Source organism: Cryobacterium sp. N22, from assembly GCF_002929555.1.
In the GTDB taxonomy this organism is placed as follows: Bacteria; Actinomycetota; Actinomycetes; order Actinomycetales; family Microbacteriaceae; genus Cryobacterium.
On record NZ_PJJP01000027.1, the window covers coordinates 21,738 to 38,938 of the forward strand.

Below are 17,201 nucleotides of genomic sequence, written 5' to 3' on the forward strand. Positions count from 1 at the left end.
GCCCCTCCCACCGCCGGCGGGAACCGCGCGCCGCCGGTGACCGGGTGCCTGACCGCCGCTCGCTACCATGAGAGCATGCACCGACCCGTCACCTTCAGCCTGCGACTGTCGTTGGCAGCGACGATCCTCGCCGGGCTCACCCTCCTCACCACGAGCCCTGCCGCGGCTCTGGCCGGCGCTGCCGCCGTGACATCCGCGCCCGAGTCGCCCTCGTTGGTCGTGGCCGCCGGCGTCGACGATTTCGGCTTCGTGTCCATGCACGGCGACTACCGGCTTGGCCGTGACGACGAGGGCCACTCCACCCTGGCCACCACTGAGACTCTCGTGGCGAGCTTTCCGGAGACCGACCAGAACCACGGGATCAGGCGCCAGATACCCACCCACTACCGTGGCGAGCCCACCGAGCTTTCCATCGTCAGCGTCACCGACGAGACCGGCCGGGAGCGGGACTACGAGACCGACACCGACAGCGACGACTCCGATGACGAGTTCCTCAGCGTCACCATCGCCGACGACGACTTCGTACACGGCGACCAGACCTACGTCATCAGCTACACCCAGAAGAACATCGCCCATTTTCCGGACGACACCACTGATGAGGAGTTCTTCTGGGAGGTGAACGGCACCGGCTGGGCCCAGCCGTTCGGCGCCGTCTCGGCGACCGTGCACGTGGCAGCCGACCTGGTTCCCGCGCTCACCGGTCAGAGCGCCTGCTACCAGGGCGCGTCGACATCCGGTGCGACCTGCGACACGCTCGACAGCGCCGCCGACGGCGACGAATGGGTCATCGAAGCCGCCGCACGCGACCTGGGTCCGCACGAGGGCCTGGCCCTGGCCGTGGGATTCGACGAGGGAACCTTCGTGCCCCGGGACGATTCGTTCACCGCTAACGCGTTCCCCACGATCGCGCTGCTCGCGGCACTGGCCGCGTTGGCCACGGCCGTGCTCGGCGTCACCCTGCGCAACACCCGATGGCGCAACCAGCCCGGCCGGCCCACCATCATCGCCGAATACCTGCCGCCGACGGGCGTGAACCTGCTGCAGGCCGGCGGCGTGCTCGGCGCCAAGGCCGGCGGCAAGTCCCTCACCGCCCAGTTCCTGCAGTTCGCCGTCAACGGCAACGTTCGGGTCCTCGAGGGCGAAGGCAAGAACCACTACCTCCTCGAGTTGCGCAGCCGGGCGGGCCTCGACCCCACCGAGCGTGCCGTTCTCGACGCCCTGTTCCCCGTCCACCAGGACATCGGCACCATCCGGGACTTCAAGAAGACGGATGCGAAGCTGGGCACCGCGCTGACCGCCGCCACGAGCGCCGCCCGCAAACAGTTGCTCGCCGATGGGCTCCGAGAGAAGAAGGGCGGCGCCCTCAGAGGCTGGCTGTTCGGCCTGGCCATCGTCGCCGGTTTCGTCGCGATGATCGCGAGCATCGTCTCGTTCGCCACGGAGGTCGCCGGCGCGTGGCCCGCGCTGTTCCTGGTGGTGGGCCTGATCGCGTCGATCGTTACGATTGTCGTGACCGCCGATGTGCGACCGCTCACCGCTCGCGGCGCCGAACTGCGCGACTACCTGAAGGGTGTCTCCGTGTACATCTCGCTTGCCGAAGCGGACCGGCTCCGGGTGCTGCAGAGCCCCCGGGGCGCCCTGCGCACGCCATACCGAACGGACGAGGCTCCCGGAGCGGTGGCGACCGAACCCGTGCAGGTGCTCAAGCTCTACGAGCGGCTGCTGCCGTTCGCGGTGCTCACCGGCCAGGAGAAGGAATGGTCCGCGGTGCTCGGCGACTACTACGCCGGCGCCCACCAGCAACCGGACTGGTACGTCGGCACCGCGCCGTTCAGCGCCGCGTACTTCGCCACCGGCGTCTCAGCGTTCGCCACGTCCGCATCGACGGGTATCGCAACCAGCTCGGCCGGTTCCGGTTCGAGCGGTGGCGGCTCCGTCGGCGGCGGCGGAGGCGGCGGCGGGGGAGGTGGCGTCTGATGGGCACCCCGGCAGAACCTACCTACACCCGTTCGGCACTGGCACCCGGCCTGCTCGGCGCGATCGCGCTCCTGGGCGGACTGGCCCTGCTCGAAGTCGACAGTTTCGTGATCATCCGTTACCTCGTCAGCATCCTGGCCCTGATCATCTGCGTCTTCGTCATCCAGGCCAAGGCGTGGTGGTGGCTCATCGGCCTGGTGCCGATCGCGGTGCTGTGGAATCCGATCGTCGTCATCGAACTGCACGGGCAGGGCTGGGTGTCCGCTCAGTTCATTGCCGCCCTGGTCTTCATCATCGTGGGAATCCGGACCAAGGTCCCGACGGCCGTGCACCGCTAAATCCGGGGGCGGGCATAGACTAAGGATGCGTCTGGAGCCGGCTCGACCGTGGCCCCGCGGCCATCAGTGCAGTAGTGACTGAAAGTTGCGGCGTCCCGCTGCTCGATCATGGGGTTCGGCGTAACGATCGCACAGGCATCCTGCGGATGCGCAACACGACGAGCGCGCATTGAGTGCTGCGCTGGTGTGAAGTGGAGAAAAATGGCACACACCCGCACCAACGGAGCGGGCCGCGCTGGAGCCGGCAGCGGTCGAACACGTCAACGGCCGCGCTCGCGCGACGACGACGCCCCCATCATCCCGATCCTCGCCCGCAAGGTGCGCGAGGTCGAAGCCAAGGCCCAGAGCGGCACCAAGCTCGGCCCCACCAACCGCACCAAGTACCAGGTCATCGCGCTGCTGATGCGTGAAGAACGCGCCCGGGTGAAGACCGACCCCGAACTGACCGACGCGAACCGCGCCGAACTCCTCAAACGCCTCGACGGCATCGCCCAGATCCTCGCGAAGACCGCCGCCCGCGACACCAGTCTGATCACCCTGCTCGAACCGGATGCCGGCGTCTCCACCGTCGCGCAGCGCTTCCGCCGCGACTGGCTGCTGGAATCGGGCGCTGAACTCAGCCCGGACGAGCTCATCATCACCCGCGAACCCGAGGCCAAGCCCGAGGTGCCGCAGAATCAGGTCATCCCGCAGTCGGTGCGCGCCCGCCAGATGGCCAACCCGTTCCTGGCCCCCGACTTCAGCGCCGTGAAGGCCGCGCCGGTGTCCTCGGCTCGTCGCCTGGCCAACTGGGAACTGCTCGGCCCGCTGTTCAAGGCCTTCGAATTCGGTTCCGGCGGCCAGGCCGCCAGCATGGACCTGCCCGAAGCCCCCAATGTCGACAGGTTCTCTCCGCGCGGCATGGAACTCATGCGCCACCAGGCACGGTTCATCGAAAGCGCCCGCGTCGGCCACCGCAGCTACCTCCTCGCCGACGAGCCCGGCCTGGGCAAGACCGCGCAGAGCCTGCTCGCCGCCTCCGTCGCCGGCGCCTACCCGCTGCTGGCGATCGTGCCCAACGTCGTGAAGATGAACTGGGTGCGCGAGGTCGAACTGTGGACGCCGCACCGGCGCGCCACGGTCATCCACGGCGACGGCGACACTCTCGACGCCTTCGCCGACGTCGTCGTGGTCAACTACGACGTGCTCGACCGGCACCTGGCCTGGCTGGGCACCCTGGGCTTCAAGGGCATGGTCGTCGACGAGGCCCACTTCATCAAGAACCTGCAGTCGCAGCGTTCCAAGCATGTGCTCAGCCTCGCCGAGCAGATCCGCCGCCGCACCCCGGGCAACAACCCGCTGCTGATGGCCCTCACCGGCACCCCGCTGATCAACGACGTCGATGACTTCCGCGCCATCTGGCAGTTCCTCGGCTGGATCGACGGCGACAAGCCCACCGCCAAGCTCATGGCACGCCTGGAGGAAACCGGGCTCACCCCCGCCGACGCCGGGTTCTACACCGCGGCCCGCGCCGCGGTCATCGACATGGGCATCGTGCGCCGCCGCAAGGTCGACGTCGCCGCCGACCTGCCCGCCAAGCGCATCGCCGACCTCCCGGTGGAGCTCGACAGCGAACTGGGCCGCTCCATCCAGAAGGCCGAACGTGAGCTCGGCGCCCGCCTGGTGCAGCGCTACAAGGCCCTGGTCGCCGCCCGCCACCCCGGCGTGCGCAACCCGGAGATCGACGACGAGCAGCGCGCCGCGTACATCCGCGCCGTCGCACACGCCGACCTCGAGGAATCCAAGGGCACCAGCACCGGCGAGAACGTGTTCACCATGGTGCGCAAGATCGGCCAGGCCAAGGCCGGGCTCGCCGCGGACTACGCGGCCCAGCTGGCCCACTCGGTGGGCAAGGTGGTGTTCTTCGCCAAGCACATCGACGTGATGGATGCCGCGGAGGAGATCTTCGCCAAGCGCGGTCTGCGCACGGTGTCGCTGCGGGGCGATCAGAGCGCCCTGGCCCGCCAGGCCGCGATCGACTCGTTCAACACCGACCCCGAGGTCGCCATCGTGGTGTGTTCGCTGACCGCGGCCGGCGTCGGCGTGAACCTGCAGGCGGCATCCAACGTGGTGCTGGCGGAACTGAGCTGGACGGCGGCGGAGCAGACGCAAGCCATCGACCGGGTGCACCGGATCGGTCAGGCCGAACCTGTCACCGCCTGGCGGATCATCGCCGCACACACTATTGATGCGCGCATCGCCGAACTCATCGGCAGCAAGCAGGGCCTCGCGGCCCGCGCGCTCGACGGGGCAGACGAAGACGTCTCCGCAGCAGATTCGGTGCAGGCCAGCGCGTTGGTATACGTACTCACGCAGGCGCTGGACGGAGAGCTGTAATACCGGGCCGGAAGTCCCTACCCCAGAGCAGCGCCGTCGGTGTTGACTTGATCCAGGCCACGGCCCGCCACCATGATGGTGGACGGGCGATGTGCCGAAATACACATGCATGTAATAAGGAGTAGCCAGAAATGAAGATCGGTATCCTCACCAGCGGCGGAGACTGCCCGGGCCTCAACGCAGTGATTCGGGGTGCTGTCCTCAAGGGAGGGCGCGCGTACGACTCAGAGTTCGTGGGCATCCGCAACGGCTGGCGCGGGCTGGTGCAGGGCGAGTTCATGAAGCTCGACCGGCACAGCGTTCGTGGCCTGTCCCGCCAGGGCGGCACCATTCTCGGTAGCTCCCGCACCAACCCCTTCGAGGGTGAGAACGCGGGACCCGAGAACATCCAGAAGACCATGGACGCCGAAGGCATCGACGCCATCATCGCGATCGGCGGCGAGGGCACCCTCACCGCTGCCCGTCGTCTCACGGATGCCGGCATCAAGATCGTCGGCGTACCGAAGACCATCGACAACGACCTCGCCGCCACCGACTACTCGTTCGGCTTCAACACCGCCGTCGAGATCGCCACCGAGGCCATCGACCGCCTCCGCACCACGGCAGATTCCCACGGCCGCTGCATGATCGTCGAGGTCATGGGCCGCCACGTGGGCTGGATCGCCCTGCACTCCGGCATGGCCGGCGGCGCCCACGCCATCCTCATCCCCGAGCAGCCGCAGACCATCGAACAGATCTGCGGGTGGGTCGAGAGCGTCCGCGATCGCGGCCGCGCGCCGGTGCTCGTCGTTTCCGAGGGCTTCCTGCTAGCCGAAATGGGCGAGGCGCACTCGCACAAGGGCCTGGACGCGTTCAACCGTCCGCGCCTCGGCGGCATCAGCGAACTCATCGCCCCCATGGTCGAGGAGCGCACCGGCATCGAGGCACGGGCGACCGTCCTCGGCCACACCCAGCGTGGTGGCGCTCCGTCGGCCTACGACCGGGTGCTCGCCACCCGCCTCGGCATGGCAGCGGTCGACGCCGTCATCGAGGGCAAGTGGGGTTCGATGGTCTCCCTCAAGGGCACCGACATCCGCAACGTCAGCATCGCCGACGCCACCATGGACCTCAACCGGGTCACCCAGGAACGTTACGACGAAGCAGCCGTGCTCTTCGGCTAAACCCGCATCAGCAGACGGCACTGCCCGTCAAATAGCACTGCCCGGACGACTCAGGTCGGCCGGGCAGTTCTGTCTGACGGGAGTGTTACGCGGCGGGCGCGAGCTTGGCCTGCACCTGCGCGAGCGACGGGTTCGTCACGGCAGAGCCATCCGGGAACAGCACCGTCGGCACGGTGCGGTTGCCACCGTTGAGGCTCATAACGAGCTCAGAGGTGCCGTCGACCTCTTCGACGTTCACCTCGGTGTAGCCGATGCCGACCTTGTCGAGTTGGCTCTTCAGGCGCGAGCAGTAGCCGCACCAGGTGGTGGTGAACATCGTGATAGTTCCGGTCTGAGGCACAAAATCCATGCGTACAGCGTAACCGAGGTTTTCCCGCACTCCCGGGGTGCCCGGGGCGGGCCGGGCCGGTCGGTACGATGAACCCATGACCGACCTGCCCCAGGTGTGCGTGTGCTACCTCACCCGCCTCTCCGAGACCGGCGAGCCGCAGGTGCTGCTCGGCCGCAAGAAGAAGGGCCTGGGCCTGGGCAACATCGTCGGGCTCGGCGGCAAGCTCGAGCCCGGCGAATCCGCGCTGGATGCCGCCGTGCGCGAGATCGAGGAAGAGTCCGGCCTGACCGTGGTGCCCGAGGCGCTCACCCCGATGGGGGTTCTCACCTACCTGTTCCCGCACAAACCCACCTGGAGCCAGCGGTCGAACGTCTTCGTCACCGACCGGTTCAGCGGCATCCCGCGCGAATCCGACGAGCTGAACCCGGAATGGTTCACGATCGCCCAGCTGCCCGTCGACGAGATGTGGGACGACGCCAGGCACTGGCTGCCGGGTGTGCTGGCCGGCCAGAGAGTCGAGGCCACGTTCACCTTCGGTGTTGACCTCGCCACGGTCGTGGCCCGCGGCTGATCCTCCTGCCACCTGACAGCCGGGTGAACCGCGGATGAACGCTCCCTGAATTGACCTGCCCGCCTCAGGCTGTCAGGATCAACGAGGCCCGGTTTCGAGCCAGACATCTCTCTTGCGTGCCGGTGTGACTATCTACCCGGCCACGGTTCGGGTTGAATTACAAGGAAAGACGCCGGTGGATTTCACCCTTATCGTCGCGCTGGTCATCGCACTGGCACTCATCTTCGACTTCACCAACGGATTCCACGACACGGCCAACGCCATGGCCACACCGATCGCCACCGGGGCCATGAAGCCCAAGGTCGCTGTCGGCGTCGCGGCAGTCCTCAACCTCGTCGGGGCGTTCCTGTCCACCGAGGTCGCCAAAACGGTCTCCGGCGGCATCATCAAGGAGGGCGACGGAGGAATCCAGATCAGCCCGGAGATGATCTTCGCCGGTCTGATCGGCGCGATCGTCTGGAACCTGATTACCTGGCTGCGCGGTCTGCCGTCCAGTTCCAGTCACGCCCTGTTCGGCGGACTCATCGGCGCCACCATCATCGGGGTGGGGGCGCAGGCCGTGGCCTTCGACGTCGTCCTGGCCAAGGTGATCCTGCCCGCGCTGATCGCCCCGATCACCGTCGGCATCGTCGCGTACCTCGCCACCCGCCTCGCCTACGCCATCACCCGCCGCGATGCCGGCAAGCCGGATGGCCGCGGCGGTTTCCGCTACGCGCAGATCTTCTCCTCCTCGCTGGTGGCCCTCTCGCACGGCACCAACGACGCGCAGAAGACCATGGGCGTGATCACCCTGACCCTCATCGCCGGCGGCTACCAGGCCGTGGGCTCAGGGCCGCAGTTCTGGGTGGTGGCCTGCTGCGCCCTCGCCATCGCGATCGGTACCTACACCGGCGGTTGGCGCATCATCCTCACCATGGGCCGCGGACTCACCGAGATCAAGCCCGCCCAGGGTTTCGCCGCCGAGACCAGCACCGCCGCGACCATCCTCGCGTCCAGCCACCTCGGCTTCGCCCTCTCCACCACCCAGGTAGCCTCCGGGTCGGTCATCGGCTCCGGGCTGGGCCGCCGCGGCTCCACGGTTCGCTGGGGCATGGCCGGCCAGATCGCGCTCGGCTGGCTGCTCACCCTGCCGGCCTCCGCCATCATGGGTGCGTTCGCCGCGGGCCTGGCGCTGCTCGGACCGATCGGCATCCTGCTCGACGTCGTCATCGGCACTGTCGTGGTCTACGTGCTCTTCCAGTGGTCAAAGCGCGACAGCGTATCGCACGACAACCTGCACGACATCGATGACGCGGGCCACGTCGTGAAGATCAAGAAGACGCCCCGCAAACCGTCCCGCAAGGACCGAGCGAAGGTTGCACTGTGATCGACTGGTCAGCTTTCCTCGTTGTCGCGGCTGCCGCGCTGGTGTCCTCGGCCGTCGTGGTCTCGCTCTACTCGCTGGGCCTGCGCCTGCTCACCACGGCCGGGCGCATCCCGACGGTGGAACCCGCCGAGTTCACCGGCGCCATCACCGTGCTCAGCCCGGCCAGGGCCGCGAAGGACGCCAAACGCGCTCGCAAGGCCCGCAAGGCCAACCCGCTCACCCACACCCAGAAGCGGGTCGCCCAGAACGCCGGTTACCTCTGCTTCGCGCTGTGCGGCCTGATCGTGCTCTACGGCGTCTACCTGATCGTCCCCGCCCTGCACCAGTAGCGTCCACAAGCCCGCGAACTGTGAGCTAAGCCCCGAAAAACGCCTCGGGAAGGTGCTTAACTCACAGCTCGCGGGCATCCGTGTGCCCCGGGAGTGCGTGGCGCGTGCGCGCGCATGTGTGTGCTCGGTGCGTGGTGCGTGGTGCGTGGTGCGTGGGGCGTGGCGCGCGGGATCGCCAGGCGGCCCCGTCGGAGCACAGCAAAGCCCGCGAACTGTGAGATAAGCCCCGAAAAACGCTTCGGTTAGGTGCTTAGCTCACAGCTCGCGGGCAGGTGTGGCTACGCTGTGCGACGCACCCGGGCCACCCAGGTCATCGAGTGGTAGATCACGATGGCTGCGACGGTGCCCAGCGCGATGCCGTTGAAGGTGAGCGTGCCGGCGCTGAAGGTGTAGTCCGCAATGCCGATGATCAGCGCGGTCGCGGCGGTGAACTGGTTGACCGGCTTGCTGAAGTCCACCTTGTTGTCGAGCCAGATCTTCACGCCGATGATACCGATGAGCCCGTACAGGGCCGTCGTGACGCCGCCGAGCACGCCCGCCGGGATGGTGCTGATGACGGCGCCGATCTTGGGGGAGAGGCCCAGCAACACCGCGGTGATGCCGGCCACCCAGTACGCGGCCGTCGAGTAGATCCGGGTGGCGGCCATCACGCCGATGTTCTCGCCGTAGGTGGTGGTTCCGGAGCCGCCGCCGAAGCCGGCCAGCACCGTGGCGAGGCCGTCGGCGAGCAGCGCCCGACCGGTGAGCCGGTTGACCTTGCTGTCGGTCATCTGCGCGACGCCGCGGATGTGGCCCACGTTCTCGGCGATCAGCACCAGCACCACGGGCAGGAACGCCGGCAGGATGGACCACACGGCGGGGTTCTCGAACGGGTTCGTCGGCAGGGTCAGCGGCGGCAGGCCGACCCAGGCGGCGTCACCGACGGCACTGAAGTCGACCTCGCCCTGGATGACGGCGGCGATGTAACCGACGATGACGCCCAGGAAGATCGACAGCCGGCCGAGGATGCCGCGGAACAGCACTGTGGAGAGGATGACGGCGGCGAGGGTGATCAGCGCGGTGAGCGGCGCCAGGGTGAAGTTGGCCTTCGCCACCGGCGCCAGGTTGAATCCGATCAGCGCGACGATCGCGCCGGACACCACCGGCGGCATCAGGGCGTCGATCCAACCGGCACCGGTGACCTGCACGATCGCGCCGACCAGGGCCAACAGCACACCGACGGCCAGGATGCCGAACAAGGCGCTGCCCATTCCCTCGGTGGCGACTGCGGCGGTGATCGGGGCGATGAACGCGAACGACGACCCGAGGTAGGACGGCAACTTGTTGCGCGTGATCAGCAGGAACAGGATCGTGCCGATGCCGGAGAACAGGATGGTGGTGCTCGGCGGGAAGCCGGTGATCAGCGGGACCAGGAAGGTGGCGCCGAACATCGCGACCACGTGCTGGGCGCCGATGCCGATCGTGATCGGCCAGTTCAGGCGTTCGCCGGGGGCCACGACGTCGGTCGGGCCGACGGTCTTACCGTCGCCGTGCAGGGTCCAGGGCAGTGCCATTGGTGTCTCGTTTCTGTGTGATCCGGCCGCCCATGCCTCGCGCGGCCCTAGCTGAGCGTAGTGCTCCACCGGCCGGGCCACCGAGTTCGCCCCGGGGTCAGCGGACCGGATTAGGATCACCCCATGACTTCGCATACCGGCGCCCGCGCTCTCGATCCGCTCGAGATCCGGGTGTCCGGTGGCCTGGTGCGCGGGGTCAGCGAGCGCGGAATTCGCGCCTGGCGGGGCATTCCCTATGCGGCGGCGCCGGTGGGTGCACTGCGCTTCCGCGCCCCGGCTCCGGCGCAGCCCTGGCCGGGCGTGCGCGACGCGGCGGAGTTCGGACCCGTCGCCACCCAGAGCCACAAGGGCCAGTTCCTCGGCGCCCACCCCCGCATCCCGCAGAGCGAAGACTGCCTGGCCCTCAACGTGATCGCCCCGGATGTGCCGATCGACGATGGGGCGCTCCGCCCCGTGATGGTCTTCGTGCACGGCGGCGCGTACAGCGTGGGGTCGTCCCGCGAGAATCCCCGCCAGGGGGAGGGGCTGGTGCGCCGCGGCGGAATCGTCTACGTGAGCATCAACTACAGGCTGGGCGCGCTCGGCTATCTCGACTTCAGCCGGTACTCCACGCCAGAGCGGCCGTTCGAGAGCAACCTGGGGCTGCGCGACCAGGTCGCGGCGCTCGCCTGGGTGCGCGCCAACATCCGTGCCTTCGGCGGCGACCCGGATGCCGTGACGCTGTTCGGCGAATCGGCCGGCGGCAATGCCGTCACCACCCTGATGACGGTGCCGGCGGCCGCGGGGCTGTTCCAGCGGGCCATCGCGCAGAGCGCCCCGCCGAACGCCGTGTACCCGCCGGCGCTGACCGCCGAGTGGGCGGCGACATTCGTGAGCATCCTCGCCGAGCAGACCCTGGGCGCCCCGGCCGCCGATGCCGGACAGCCGGCCCAGCAGCTCCCGGGCCGGCCGGCCGAACAGCCGGTGAGCTCGGGCCTCACCGACGCGGAGGCCGTGCGCCTGCTGCTGCACACCGACCCCGCCCGCCTCGCCGAGGCCACCACCACCCTCACCGTGCGCTCGCCCGACCAGTACCCCGGCACCATCCCGCTCTGCCCGGTCATCGACGGTGACTTCCTCCCCGAACGGCCGCTGGACGCGTTCCGCGACGGCCGGGCGCACCCCATCCCGCTGATCATCGGCACCAACCAGCGCGAAGGCTCGCTGTTCAGCGGCCGCATCGACATACTCGCGTCAACGCCGCCGCGCATGCGGGCGGTCTTCGCCAACACCAAGAAGAAGGCTAAGAAGGCCCTCAAGGCGCAGTACCCGGGCATTCCCGCGGCGCGGGCCGCGCTCGACTTCGGCGGCGACTACTCGTTCTGGTATCCGAGCGTGAAGGTGGGGGAGCGGCACTCCAGATACGCCCCGGTGTACTTCTACCGGTTCGACGCCGCGCCCCGGCTGCTGCGCCGGATGGGCCTGGACGCCACGCACGGACTCGAACTGTTCCCGCTCTTCGACAGGTTGGACGGCTGGTTCGGCCGCGGCATGACGGCGCTGGGCGGGCGGCGGGAGTTCAAGGCCATCGGTGCGCGCATGCAGGGCTGGTGGCTGGGTTTTGCCGGCACGGGCGTTCCGGATACGGCCTGGCCGCCATACACCGAGGCCGACAGGCTCACGCTGGTGATCGACGGCCGCGACCGGATCGAGGCCGATCCGCAGGCCGAACGGCGCGTCGCCTGGGGCAAATTCGTGCCGCACGTTTAGCCAGGCAGGGTGGGCTGATTATCACGGCGGTGGGACGCGTCGTAGAATAAGGCGTTTGGCACGCCGCCGCACATCGACCGGGAGAGCATCATTTCCGCATCAGAGCACGAGTCCACCGCCGCAGCAGCAACAGCCACGACAGGCACCTCGACCGAAACGCCGCCGGCGTCCGGCCCGTCTGAGCCGACGGGGCGCGGCACCGGTTCTGTGCTCGACCGGTACTTCGAGATCACCCGCCGCGGCTCCACCTGGGGCCGGGAGGTGCGCGGCGGTCTGGTCACCTTCGTCACGATGGCCTACATCGTCATTCTCAACCCGCTCATCCTCGGTGGCTTCAGCGCCGACCAGGCCGCGGTGGATGTGGCCGGCAACTGGCTGCCCAACGGCCAGGTCGCCGCCGTGACCGCGCTGACCGCCGGGGTGATGACCATCCTGTTCGGTGTCATCGCCCGACTGCCGTTCGGCTTCGCCGCCGGGCTCGGCATCAACTCGTTCCTGGCCGTGAGCGTCGTGGGCCAGGTCACCTGGCCCGAGGCCATGGGCCTGGTCGTCATCAACGGCCTCATCATCGTGCTGCTGGCCAGCACGGGCCTGCGCGAGATGATCTTCACCGCCGTGCCGCGCCAGCTCAAGATCGCCATCACCGTGGGCATCGGCCTCTTCATCGCGTTCATCGGCCTGGTCGACTCCGGCTTCGTGCGTTCCAGCGGCGTCGCCTCCCCGCCCGTGCAGCTGGGCGAGTCAGGCTCGGTCGCGACCCTGCCCACCGCGGTGTTCGTGGTCGGACTGCTGGTCATCGGTGTGCTCGTGGCCCGCAAGGTCAAGGGCGCGATCTTCATCGGTATCGTCGGCACCACCGTCTTGGCCGTCATCCTCGAGGCCATCTTCAAGGTCGGCCCGTCCCTCGGCATCAACCCGGACGGCTGGAACCTCAACGCCCCGGTGCTGCCGACCAGCATCGTCTCGCTGCCCGACCTGTCGCTGGTGGGCGACGTGAGCTTCGGCGCCTTCGAGCGCATCGGCGTTCTCGCTGCCGTAATGCTGGTCTTCACCCTGGTCTTCACGAACTTCTTCGATGCCATGGGCACCATGACCGGGCTCTCCAGCGAGGCCGGTGTCGCCGACAAGGACGGCAACTTCCCGCGGTTGAAGTCGGCCCTGATCGTCGAGGGAGTCGGCGCCGTCGTCGGCGGCGCCGCCTCCGCGTCGTCCAACACGGTCTTCGTCGAGTCCGGCGCCGGCATCGGCGAGGGTGCGCGCACCGGTTTCGCGAACATCGTCACCGGGCTGTTGTTCCTCGCGGCGATGTTCTTCACCCCGCTCACCCAGATCGTGCCCCTCGAGGTGGCCGCAGCGGCCCTCGTGATCGTCGGTGCCATGATGGTGTCGCAGATCCGGTTCATCGACTTCAGCGACTTCTCCATCGTGCTGCCGGTGTTCCTCACCATCATCGTGATGCCGCTGAGCTACTCCATCGCCAACGGCATCGGCGCCGGCTTCATCAGCTGGGTCATCGTGCGCTCGCTCTCCGGCAAGGCCCGGGAAATCAGCCCGCTGCTCTGGGTCGTCGCGGTCGGCTTCCTGGTCTTCTTCGTGCGCGGTCCCGTCGAGGTCCTGTTCGGCGTCTAACGGATGCGCCGCACGACGGTGACCTGACAGTTGAGGCTCCCTGGACGAGATCCAGGGGGCCTCACCTGTCCTCTCGCGAGAGGGGGAGGTGGGCTGTTGCTACTGCCAGGTCCAGGAGGAGATCGCCGCGTCGATGATCGCGTCGCCGTTCTCTTCCGGGGTGACGACCGAGAGCAGGAAGAACTGCACGTCCTTGTCGGGGACCTGGTAGGCATCCGGTGCCTTCAGCACCAGCAGGGCCTTGGTCTTCGTGGCGACGACGTCGCTGGTGACCCGGGTGAGCACGGCAGGCGTGCCGTCGATGGTGACGGTCTCGGCCTGCCCGATCACGGTGCCCATCGCCGGAATGAACTCGGCGTCGAGATAGCCCATCATGCCCTCGAGAGTGCCGTCCGGGGCGAAGTCGGCGGCCGCAGCGGAGCCGATCGCCTCCACGTTGACACTGCCCAGAATCGCGCCGACACCGGTGTTCTTCACGGTGCCGTCAGCGTTGTACTCGCCCCACAGCTCGGCGTTGGTGCCGCAGGCGGCGGTGGCTTCCTTCGACTGGTTGTTGATGTACCCGGCCGGCGCGGCGAAAGAGTAGCAGGGAGTGTCGAGGGTGACGGTCTCGACGTCGGTGGCGGCGACCTCGCTGGAGGACGAGTCCGGAGCGTTGGACGCGACGGCCCTGACTATTCCCTCGTACGCGCCGGGGCTCGCCAACCAGGCAACGAGGATCACGGCGAAGATGACGTTGCACAGGAACCCGACGGCGGCCAGCGCGAGGCCGACGATGGCCCGGGCGCGGGCCCGGCCGGCGCGCACGGCAATGATGCCCAGGATGATGCCGGCGATCCCCAGGAGCCCGCCCAGGATGGTGACCCAGCCGAAGAGGAACGCGACGATGCCGACGACGAGGGCGGCCGTGGCCAGCCCTGTTCCGCCCGGCGTGACCGCGGGTGCCGGCGGCTGGGGGCTCGCGGCGGGCGGCTCAATCGGCGCCGAGTATGCCGGGGGCAGCTGGTCGGTCGGGGTCATGGGGCTCCTTGCGAGACGTGGCCGCTTCGGCCGGGGGCGGTGAACCACCTGACAGGCGCCGTCGCAAACCTGGGCCGACACCCCCTGCGGTCCACGATTACCCTAGCGTTCGTCGTATCGCCGAGGGGAACACGCGCCGCGGGACTAGTGGCCTCGCACCTGCGTTTTCTTGCACAGCCCCGCCGGGAGACGACGGTTCCCTGCGTGACGCAGGCGAAATGTGCGGCTCCGGTACCGGGCCGGGGGCTCGCGATAGAGTGAACCGGTCATGAGCCACAAGCTCTTCACCGACGGCAATGGAGCCCACGTGCACCCCACCAGCAGCATGTCCGCAAGAACTGAAACGACGAACGCCGACTTGACCATAGAAGACACGACCAGCCCACGGGATCTGGGCGCCGACATCCCCGCCGCCACTCCCGGCTTCCGCATCGAGCGCGACTCGCTCGGCCGCGTCGAGGTCCCCCAGGACGCCTACTGGGGTGTGCACACCAAGCGGGCGCTGGAGAACTTCCCCATCGCCAAGCGCCCGATCTCGGTGTACCCCGACTTCGTCGTGGCCCTCGCCTCGGTGAAGCAGGCCTGCGCCCGCGCGAACGCCGAGGTGGGCGCTCTCTCCCAGGAGCGGGCCGATTGGATCGACGCCGCCTGCCAGGAGATCATCGAGGGCAAGCACCACGACCAGTTCGTGGTGGGCGTCATGCAGGGCGGCGCCGGCACCTCCACCAACATGAACGCCAACGAGGTCATCTGCAACCTCGCACTGGAGAACGCGGGCTACGGCCGCGGCCGCTACGACGTTCTCAGCCCGATCGACCACGTCAACCGCAGCCAGTCCACCAACGACACCTATCCCACCGCGATCAAGATCGCCCTGGCGTTCTTCCTCAAGCACCTGCTCCGTGAGCTCAAGGCGCTGCAGGGCTCCTTCTCGGTCAAGGCCGACGAGTTCGAGCAGATCCTCAAGGTGGGCCGCACCCAGATGCAGGATGCCGTGCCGATGACCCTCGGCCAGGAGTTCCACGGCTTCGCCACCACCCTCGGCGAGGACTACGACAGGCTCACCGAGACGATCTGGCTGCTCGCCGAGGTCAACCTGGGTGCCACCGCGATCGGCACCGGGATCACGGCCGATCCCGGCTACGCGGCCGCGGCCATCCGCCACCTCAATCTGATCACCGGGCTCAAGTTGGAGGCGGCGCCGGACCTGATCGAGTCGACCAGTGACGCCGGCAGCTTCATGTCGTTCAGCGGCAACCTCAAGCGCAGCGCCATCAAGCTCTCCAAGATCTGCAACGACCTGCGCCTGCTCTCCTCGGGCCCACAGGCCGGGTTCGGCGAGATCAACCTGCCGCCCCGCCAGGCCGGCTCGAGCATCATGCCCGGCAAGGTCAACCCGGTCATCCCCGAGGTCGTCAACCAGGTGGCGTTCGCCGTTGCCGGGGCGGATGTGACGGTGACGATGGCCGCAGAGGGCGGGCAGTTGCAGCTCAACGCGTTCGAACCCGTCATCGCGCACTACCTGTTCCAGAGCCTCACCTGGATGACCCAGGCGATGTGGACCCTGCGGGTGAACTGTATCGACGGCATCACCGCCAACGAGGACCGGCTCGCCGCGATGGTCGGCTCGAGTGTCGGCGTGATCACCGCGCTCATCCCGCACATCGGCTATGCGGCCGCCGCCGCGCTCGCTCAGACGGCGCTGCTGACCGGGCGCAACGTGTCCGACCTGGTGGTGGAGGCCAACCTGATGACCAGGGAAGACGTGATGCGCGAGCTCGAACCGGCCCGACTGTCCGGCATGCGGCCCGACACCGGCACCTCCTCGATTCCCATCATCGAGTAGGCCAGCAGCGGGCGGTGGGCGGCGCTACTCTGGTGCCGTGTCCCTGCGCGTGAGGCAGCCGCTCCACCGGTTCGAGCCGATCCGGCCCGATCGTCTCGCGAGCCTCGACGCCGCCTTGCCCGACCTCGACTGGACGATCCTGCCGCCGGGCACCGAGCGCTACAGGTTCCCGGCGCCCAGCGGCCGGTTGGCCGCGATCGCGCTCGGCCGGCCAGGCGCCCCGCGGGTGCTGCTCGTTCCGGGGGCCACCGGGTCGAAGGAGGACTTCGTGCTGCTGGCACCGATCCTCGCCGACGCCGGCTATCGGGTGGAGAGTTTCGACCTCGCCGGCCAGTACGAGTCCGCGGCGGCCGGACCGCTGCCAGGCCGGCACTTCGACTATGAGCTTTTCGTGGCCGACCTGGTCGCGGTGCTGGAATCGGGGGACACCCCGGTGCACGTGCTCGGTTACTCGTTCGCGGGCCTCGTCGCCGAGCTGACCCTGGCGCGCCGGCCGGAGCTGTTCGCCTCGCTGGTGCTGCTGACCACGCCGCCCGGGCCGGGCCAGACCTTTCGCGGCGTGCGCTGGCTCGGGCGGGTCAGCGGCCTGGTGCCCCCGCACACCATCGCGTCCCTGATGATCTGGGGCATCGTCACCAACCGCAACCACACCCTGCCCGGTCGTCTCGACCTGGTCCGCCGGCGGTTCGGCTACACCCGGCGCGCCAGCCTCGACGAGATCATGGGGCTGATGAAGCACACCCCGGATGTGCGCAGGGAACTGGCCCGCAGCCCGGTTCCCAAGCTCATCGCCGTGGGCGACCATGACCTGTGGAAGGTGGCGCAGCACCGGCGGTTCGCCCACCGGATCGGCGCGGAGCTACGCGTCTACCCGGCCGGGCACAGCCCCTGCGAGACCACCCCGCACCAGTTGGCCCGCGACCTCCTCGCGCTCTACGCGCGCGGCCGCTGACGGC

General features: G+C 68.6%; 14 protein-coding genes. 11 read left to right on the forward strand and 3 right to left on the reverse strand.

Going from position 1 to position 17,201, the window contains the following annotated elements:
• Nucleotides 1-75 precede the first annotated feature (75 nt).
• The 4 genes from CXY76_RS04785 (at nt 76) to CXY76_RS04800 (ending at nt 5,851) form a co-directional block, all read left to right on the forward strand.
• Nucleotides 76-1,977 carry a DUF2207 domain-containing protein gene (locus tag CXY76_RS04785; RefSeq protein ID WP_146073366.1) on the forward strand — a complete coding sequence of 634 codons (1,902 nt, stop codon included), beginning with the start codon at nt 76-78 and terminating at the stop codon, nt 1,975-1,977.
• Nucleotides 1,977-2,315 (forward strand): DUF6804 family protein, encoded by a 339-nt coding sequence (locus CXY76_RS04790; RefSeq protein ID WP_233199572.1) that lies wholly within the window; start codon nt 1,977-1,979, stop codon nt 2,313-2,315. Before CXY76_RS04785 ends, CXY76_RS04790 begins: the two co-directional genes overlap by 1 nt.
• Before the next feature lie 201 nt (nt 2,316-2,516).
• Nucleotides 2,517-4,691 carry a DEAD/DEAH box helicase gene (locus CXY76_RS04795; RefSeq protein ID WP_104163111.1) on the forward strand — a complete coding sequence of 725 codons (2,175 nt, stop codon included), beginning with the start codon at nt 2,517-2,519 and terminating at the stop codon, nt 4,689-4,691.
• Between the two features lie 131 nt (nt 4,692-4,822).
• On the forward strand, nt 4,823-5,851 hold the full coding sequence (locus CXY76_RS04800; RefSeq protein WP_104163112.1) for a 6-phosphofructokinase: 1,029 nt from the start codon (nt 4,823-4,825) through the stop codon (nt 5,849-5,851).
• 85 nt (nt 5,852-5,936) lie between these two features.
• Here CXY76_RS04800 and CXY76_RS04805 read toward each other — a convergent pair whose 3' ends face one another.
• On the reverse strand, nt 5,937-6,200 hold the full coding sequence (locus tag CXY76_RS04805; protein WP_104163113.1) for a mycoredoxin: 264 nt from the start codon (nt 6,198-6,200) through the stop codon (nt 5,937-5,939).
• 76 nt (nt 6,201-6,276) lie between these two features.
• Between CXY76_RS04805 and CXY76_RS04810 the strand changes: the two genes are divergently transcribed.
• The 3 genes from CXY76_RS04810 to CXY76_RS04820 all read left to right on the forward strand — a co-directional run bounded on the left by CXY76_RS04810 (nt 6,277) and on the right by CXY76_RS04820 (nt 8,448).
• Nucleotides 6,277-6,753 carry an 8-oxo-dGTP diphosphatase gene (locus CXY76_RS04810; protein WP_104163114.1) on the forward strand — a complete coding sequence of 159 codons (477 nt, stop codon included), beginning with the start codon at nt 6,277-6,279 and terminating at the stop codon, nt 6,751-6,753.
• Nucleotides 6,754-6,928: 175 nt separating this feature from the next.
• Nucleotides 6,929-8,119: an inorganic phosphate transporter gene (locus CXY76_RS04815; RefSeq protein ID WP_104163115.1), complete on the forward strand. Its 1,191-nt coding sequence runs from the start codon at nt 6,929-6,931 to the stop codon at nt 8,117-8,119.
• Nucleotides 8,116-8,448, forward strand: coding sequence for a peptidase (locus CXY76_RS04820; RefSeq protein ID WP_104163116.1), 333 nt, complete (start codon nt 8,116-8,118; stop codon nt 8,446-8,448). Before CXY76_RS04815 ends, CXY76_RS04820 begins: the two co-directional genes overlap by 4 nt.
• A 278-nt stretch (nt 8,449-8,726) precedes the next feature.
• Here CXY76_RS04820 and CXY76_RS04825 read toward each other — a convergent pair whose 3' ends face one another.
• A complete protein-coding gene (locus CXY76_RS04825) occupies nt 8,727-10,001 on the reverse strand; it encodes a uracil-xanthine permease family protein (RefSeq protein ID WP_104163117.1) in 1,275 nt (424 codons plus the stop codon).
• 123 nt (nt 10,002-10,124) lie between these two features.
• Here CXY76_RS04825 and CXY76_RS04830 point away from each other — a divergent pair, with 123 nt between their 5' ends.
• Both CXY76_RS04830 and CXY76_RS04835 read left to right on the forward strand, forming a co-directional pair.
• Nucleotides 10,125-11,750: a carboxylesterase/lipase family protein gene (locus tag CXY76_RS04830; protein ID WP_233199573.1), complete on the forward strand. Its 1,626-nt coding sequence runs from the start codon at nt 10,125-10,127 to the stop codon at nt 11,748-11,750.
• 90 nt (nt 11,751-11,840) lie between these two features.
• Nucleotides 11,841-13,379, forward strand: coding sequence for an NCS2 family permease (locus CXY76_RS04835; protein ID WP_104163118.1), 1,539 nt, complete (start codon nt 11,841-11,843; stop codon nt 13,377-13,379).
• 99 nt (nt 13,380-13,478) lie between these two features.
• Here the strand turns inward: CXY76_RS04835 and CXY76_RS04840 are convergent, their stop codons facing one another.
• Nucleotides 13,479-14,399, reverse strand: a complete 921-nt coding sequence (locus tag CXY76_RS04840) for a hypothetical protein (protein ID WP_104163119.1) — start codon at nt 14,397-14,399, stop codon at nt 13,479-13,481.
• 325 nt (nt 14,400-14,724) lie between these two features.
• Between CXY76_RS04840 and CXY76_RS04845 the strand changes: the two genes are divergently transcribed.
• Both CXY76_RS04845 and CXY76_RS04850 read left to right on the forward strand, forming a co-directional pair.
• Nucleotides 14,725-16,245, forward strand: a complete 1,521-nt coding sequence (locus tag CXY76_RS04845; RefSeq protein WP_104163157.1) for an aspartate ammonia-lyase — start codon at nt 14,725-14,727, stop codon at nt 16,243-16,245.
• A gap of 37 nt (nt 16,246-16,282) precedes the next feature.
• The gene (locus CXY76_RS04850; protein WP_233199576.1) at nt 16,283-17,197 is read left to right on the forward strand and encodes an alpha/beta fold hydrolase; all 915 of its coding nucleotides are present in this window, start codon (nt 16,283-16,285) and stop codon (nt 17,195-17,197) included.
• Nucleotides 17,198-17,201 lie beyond the last annotated feature (4 nt).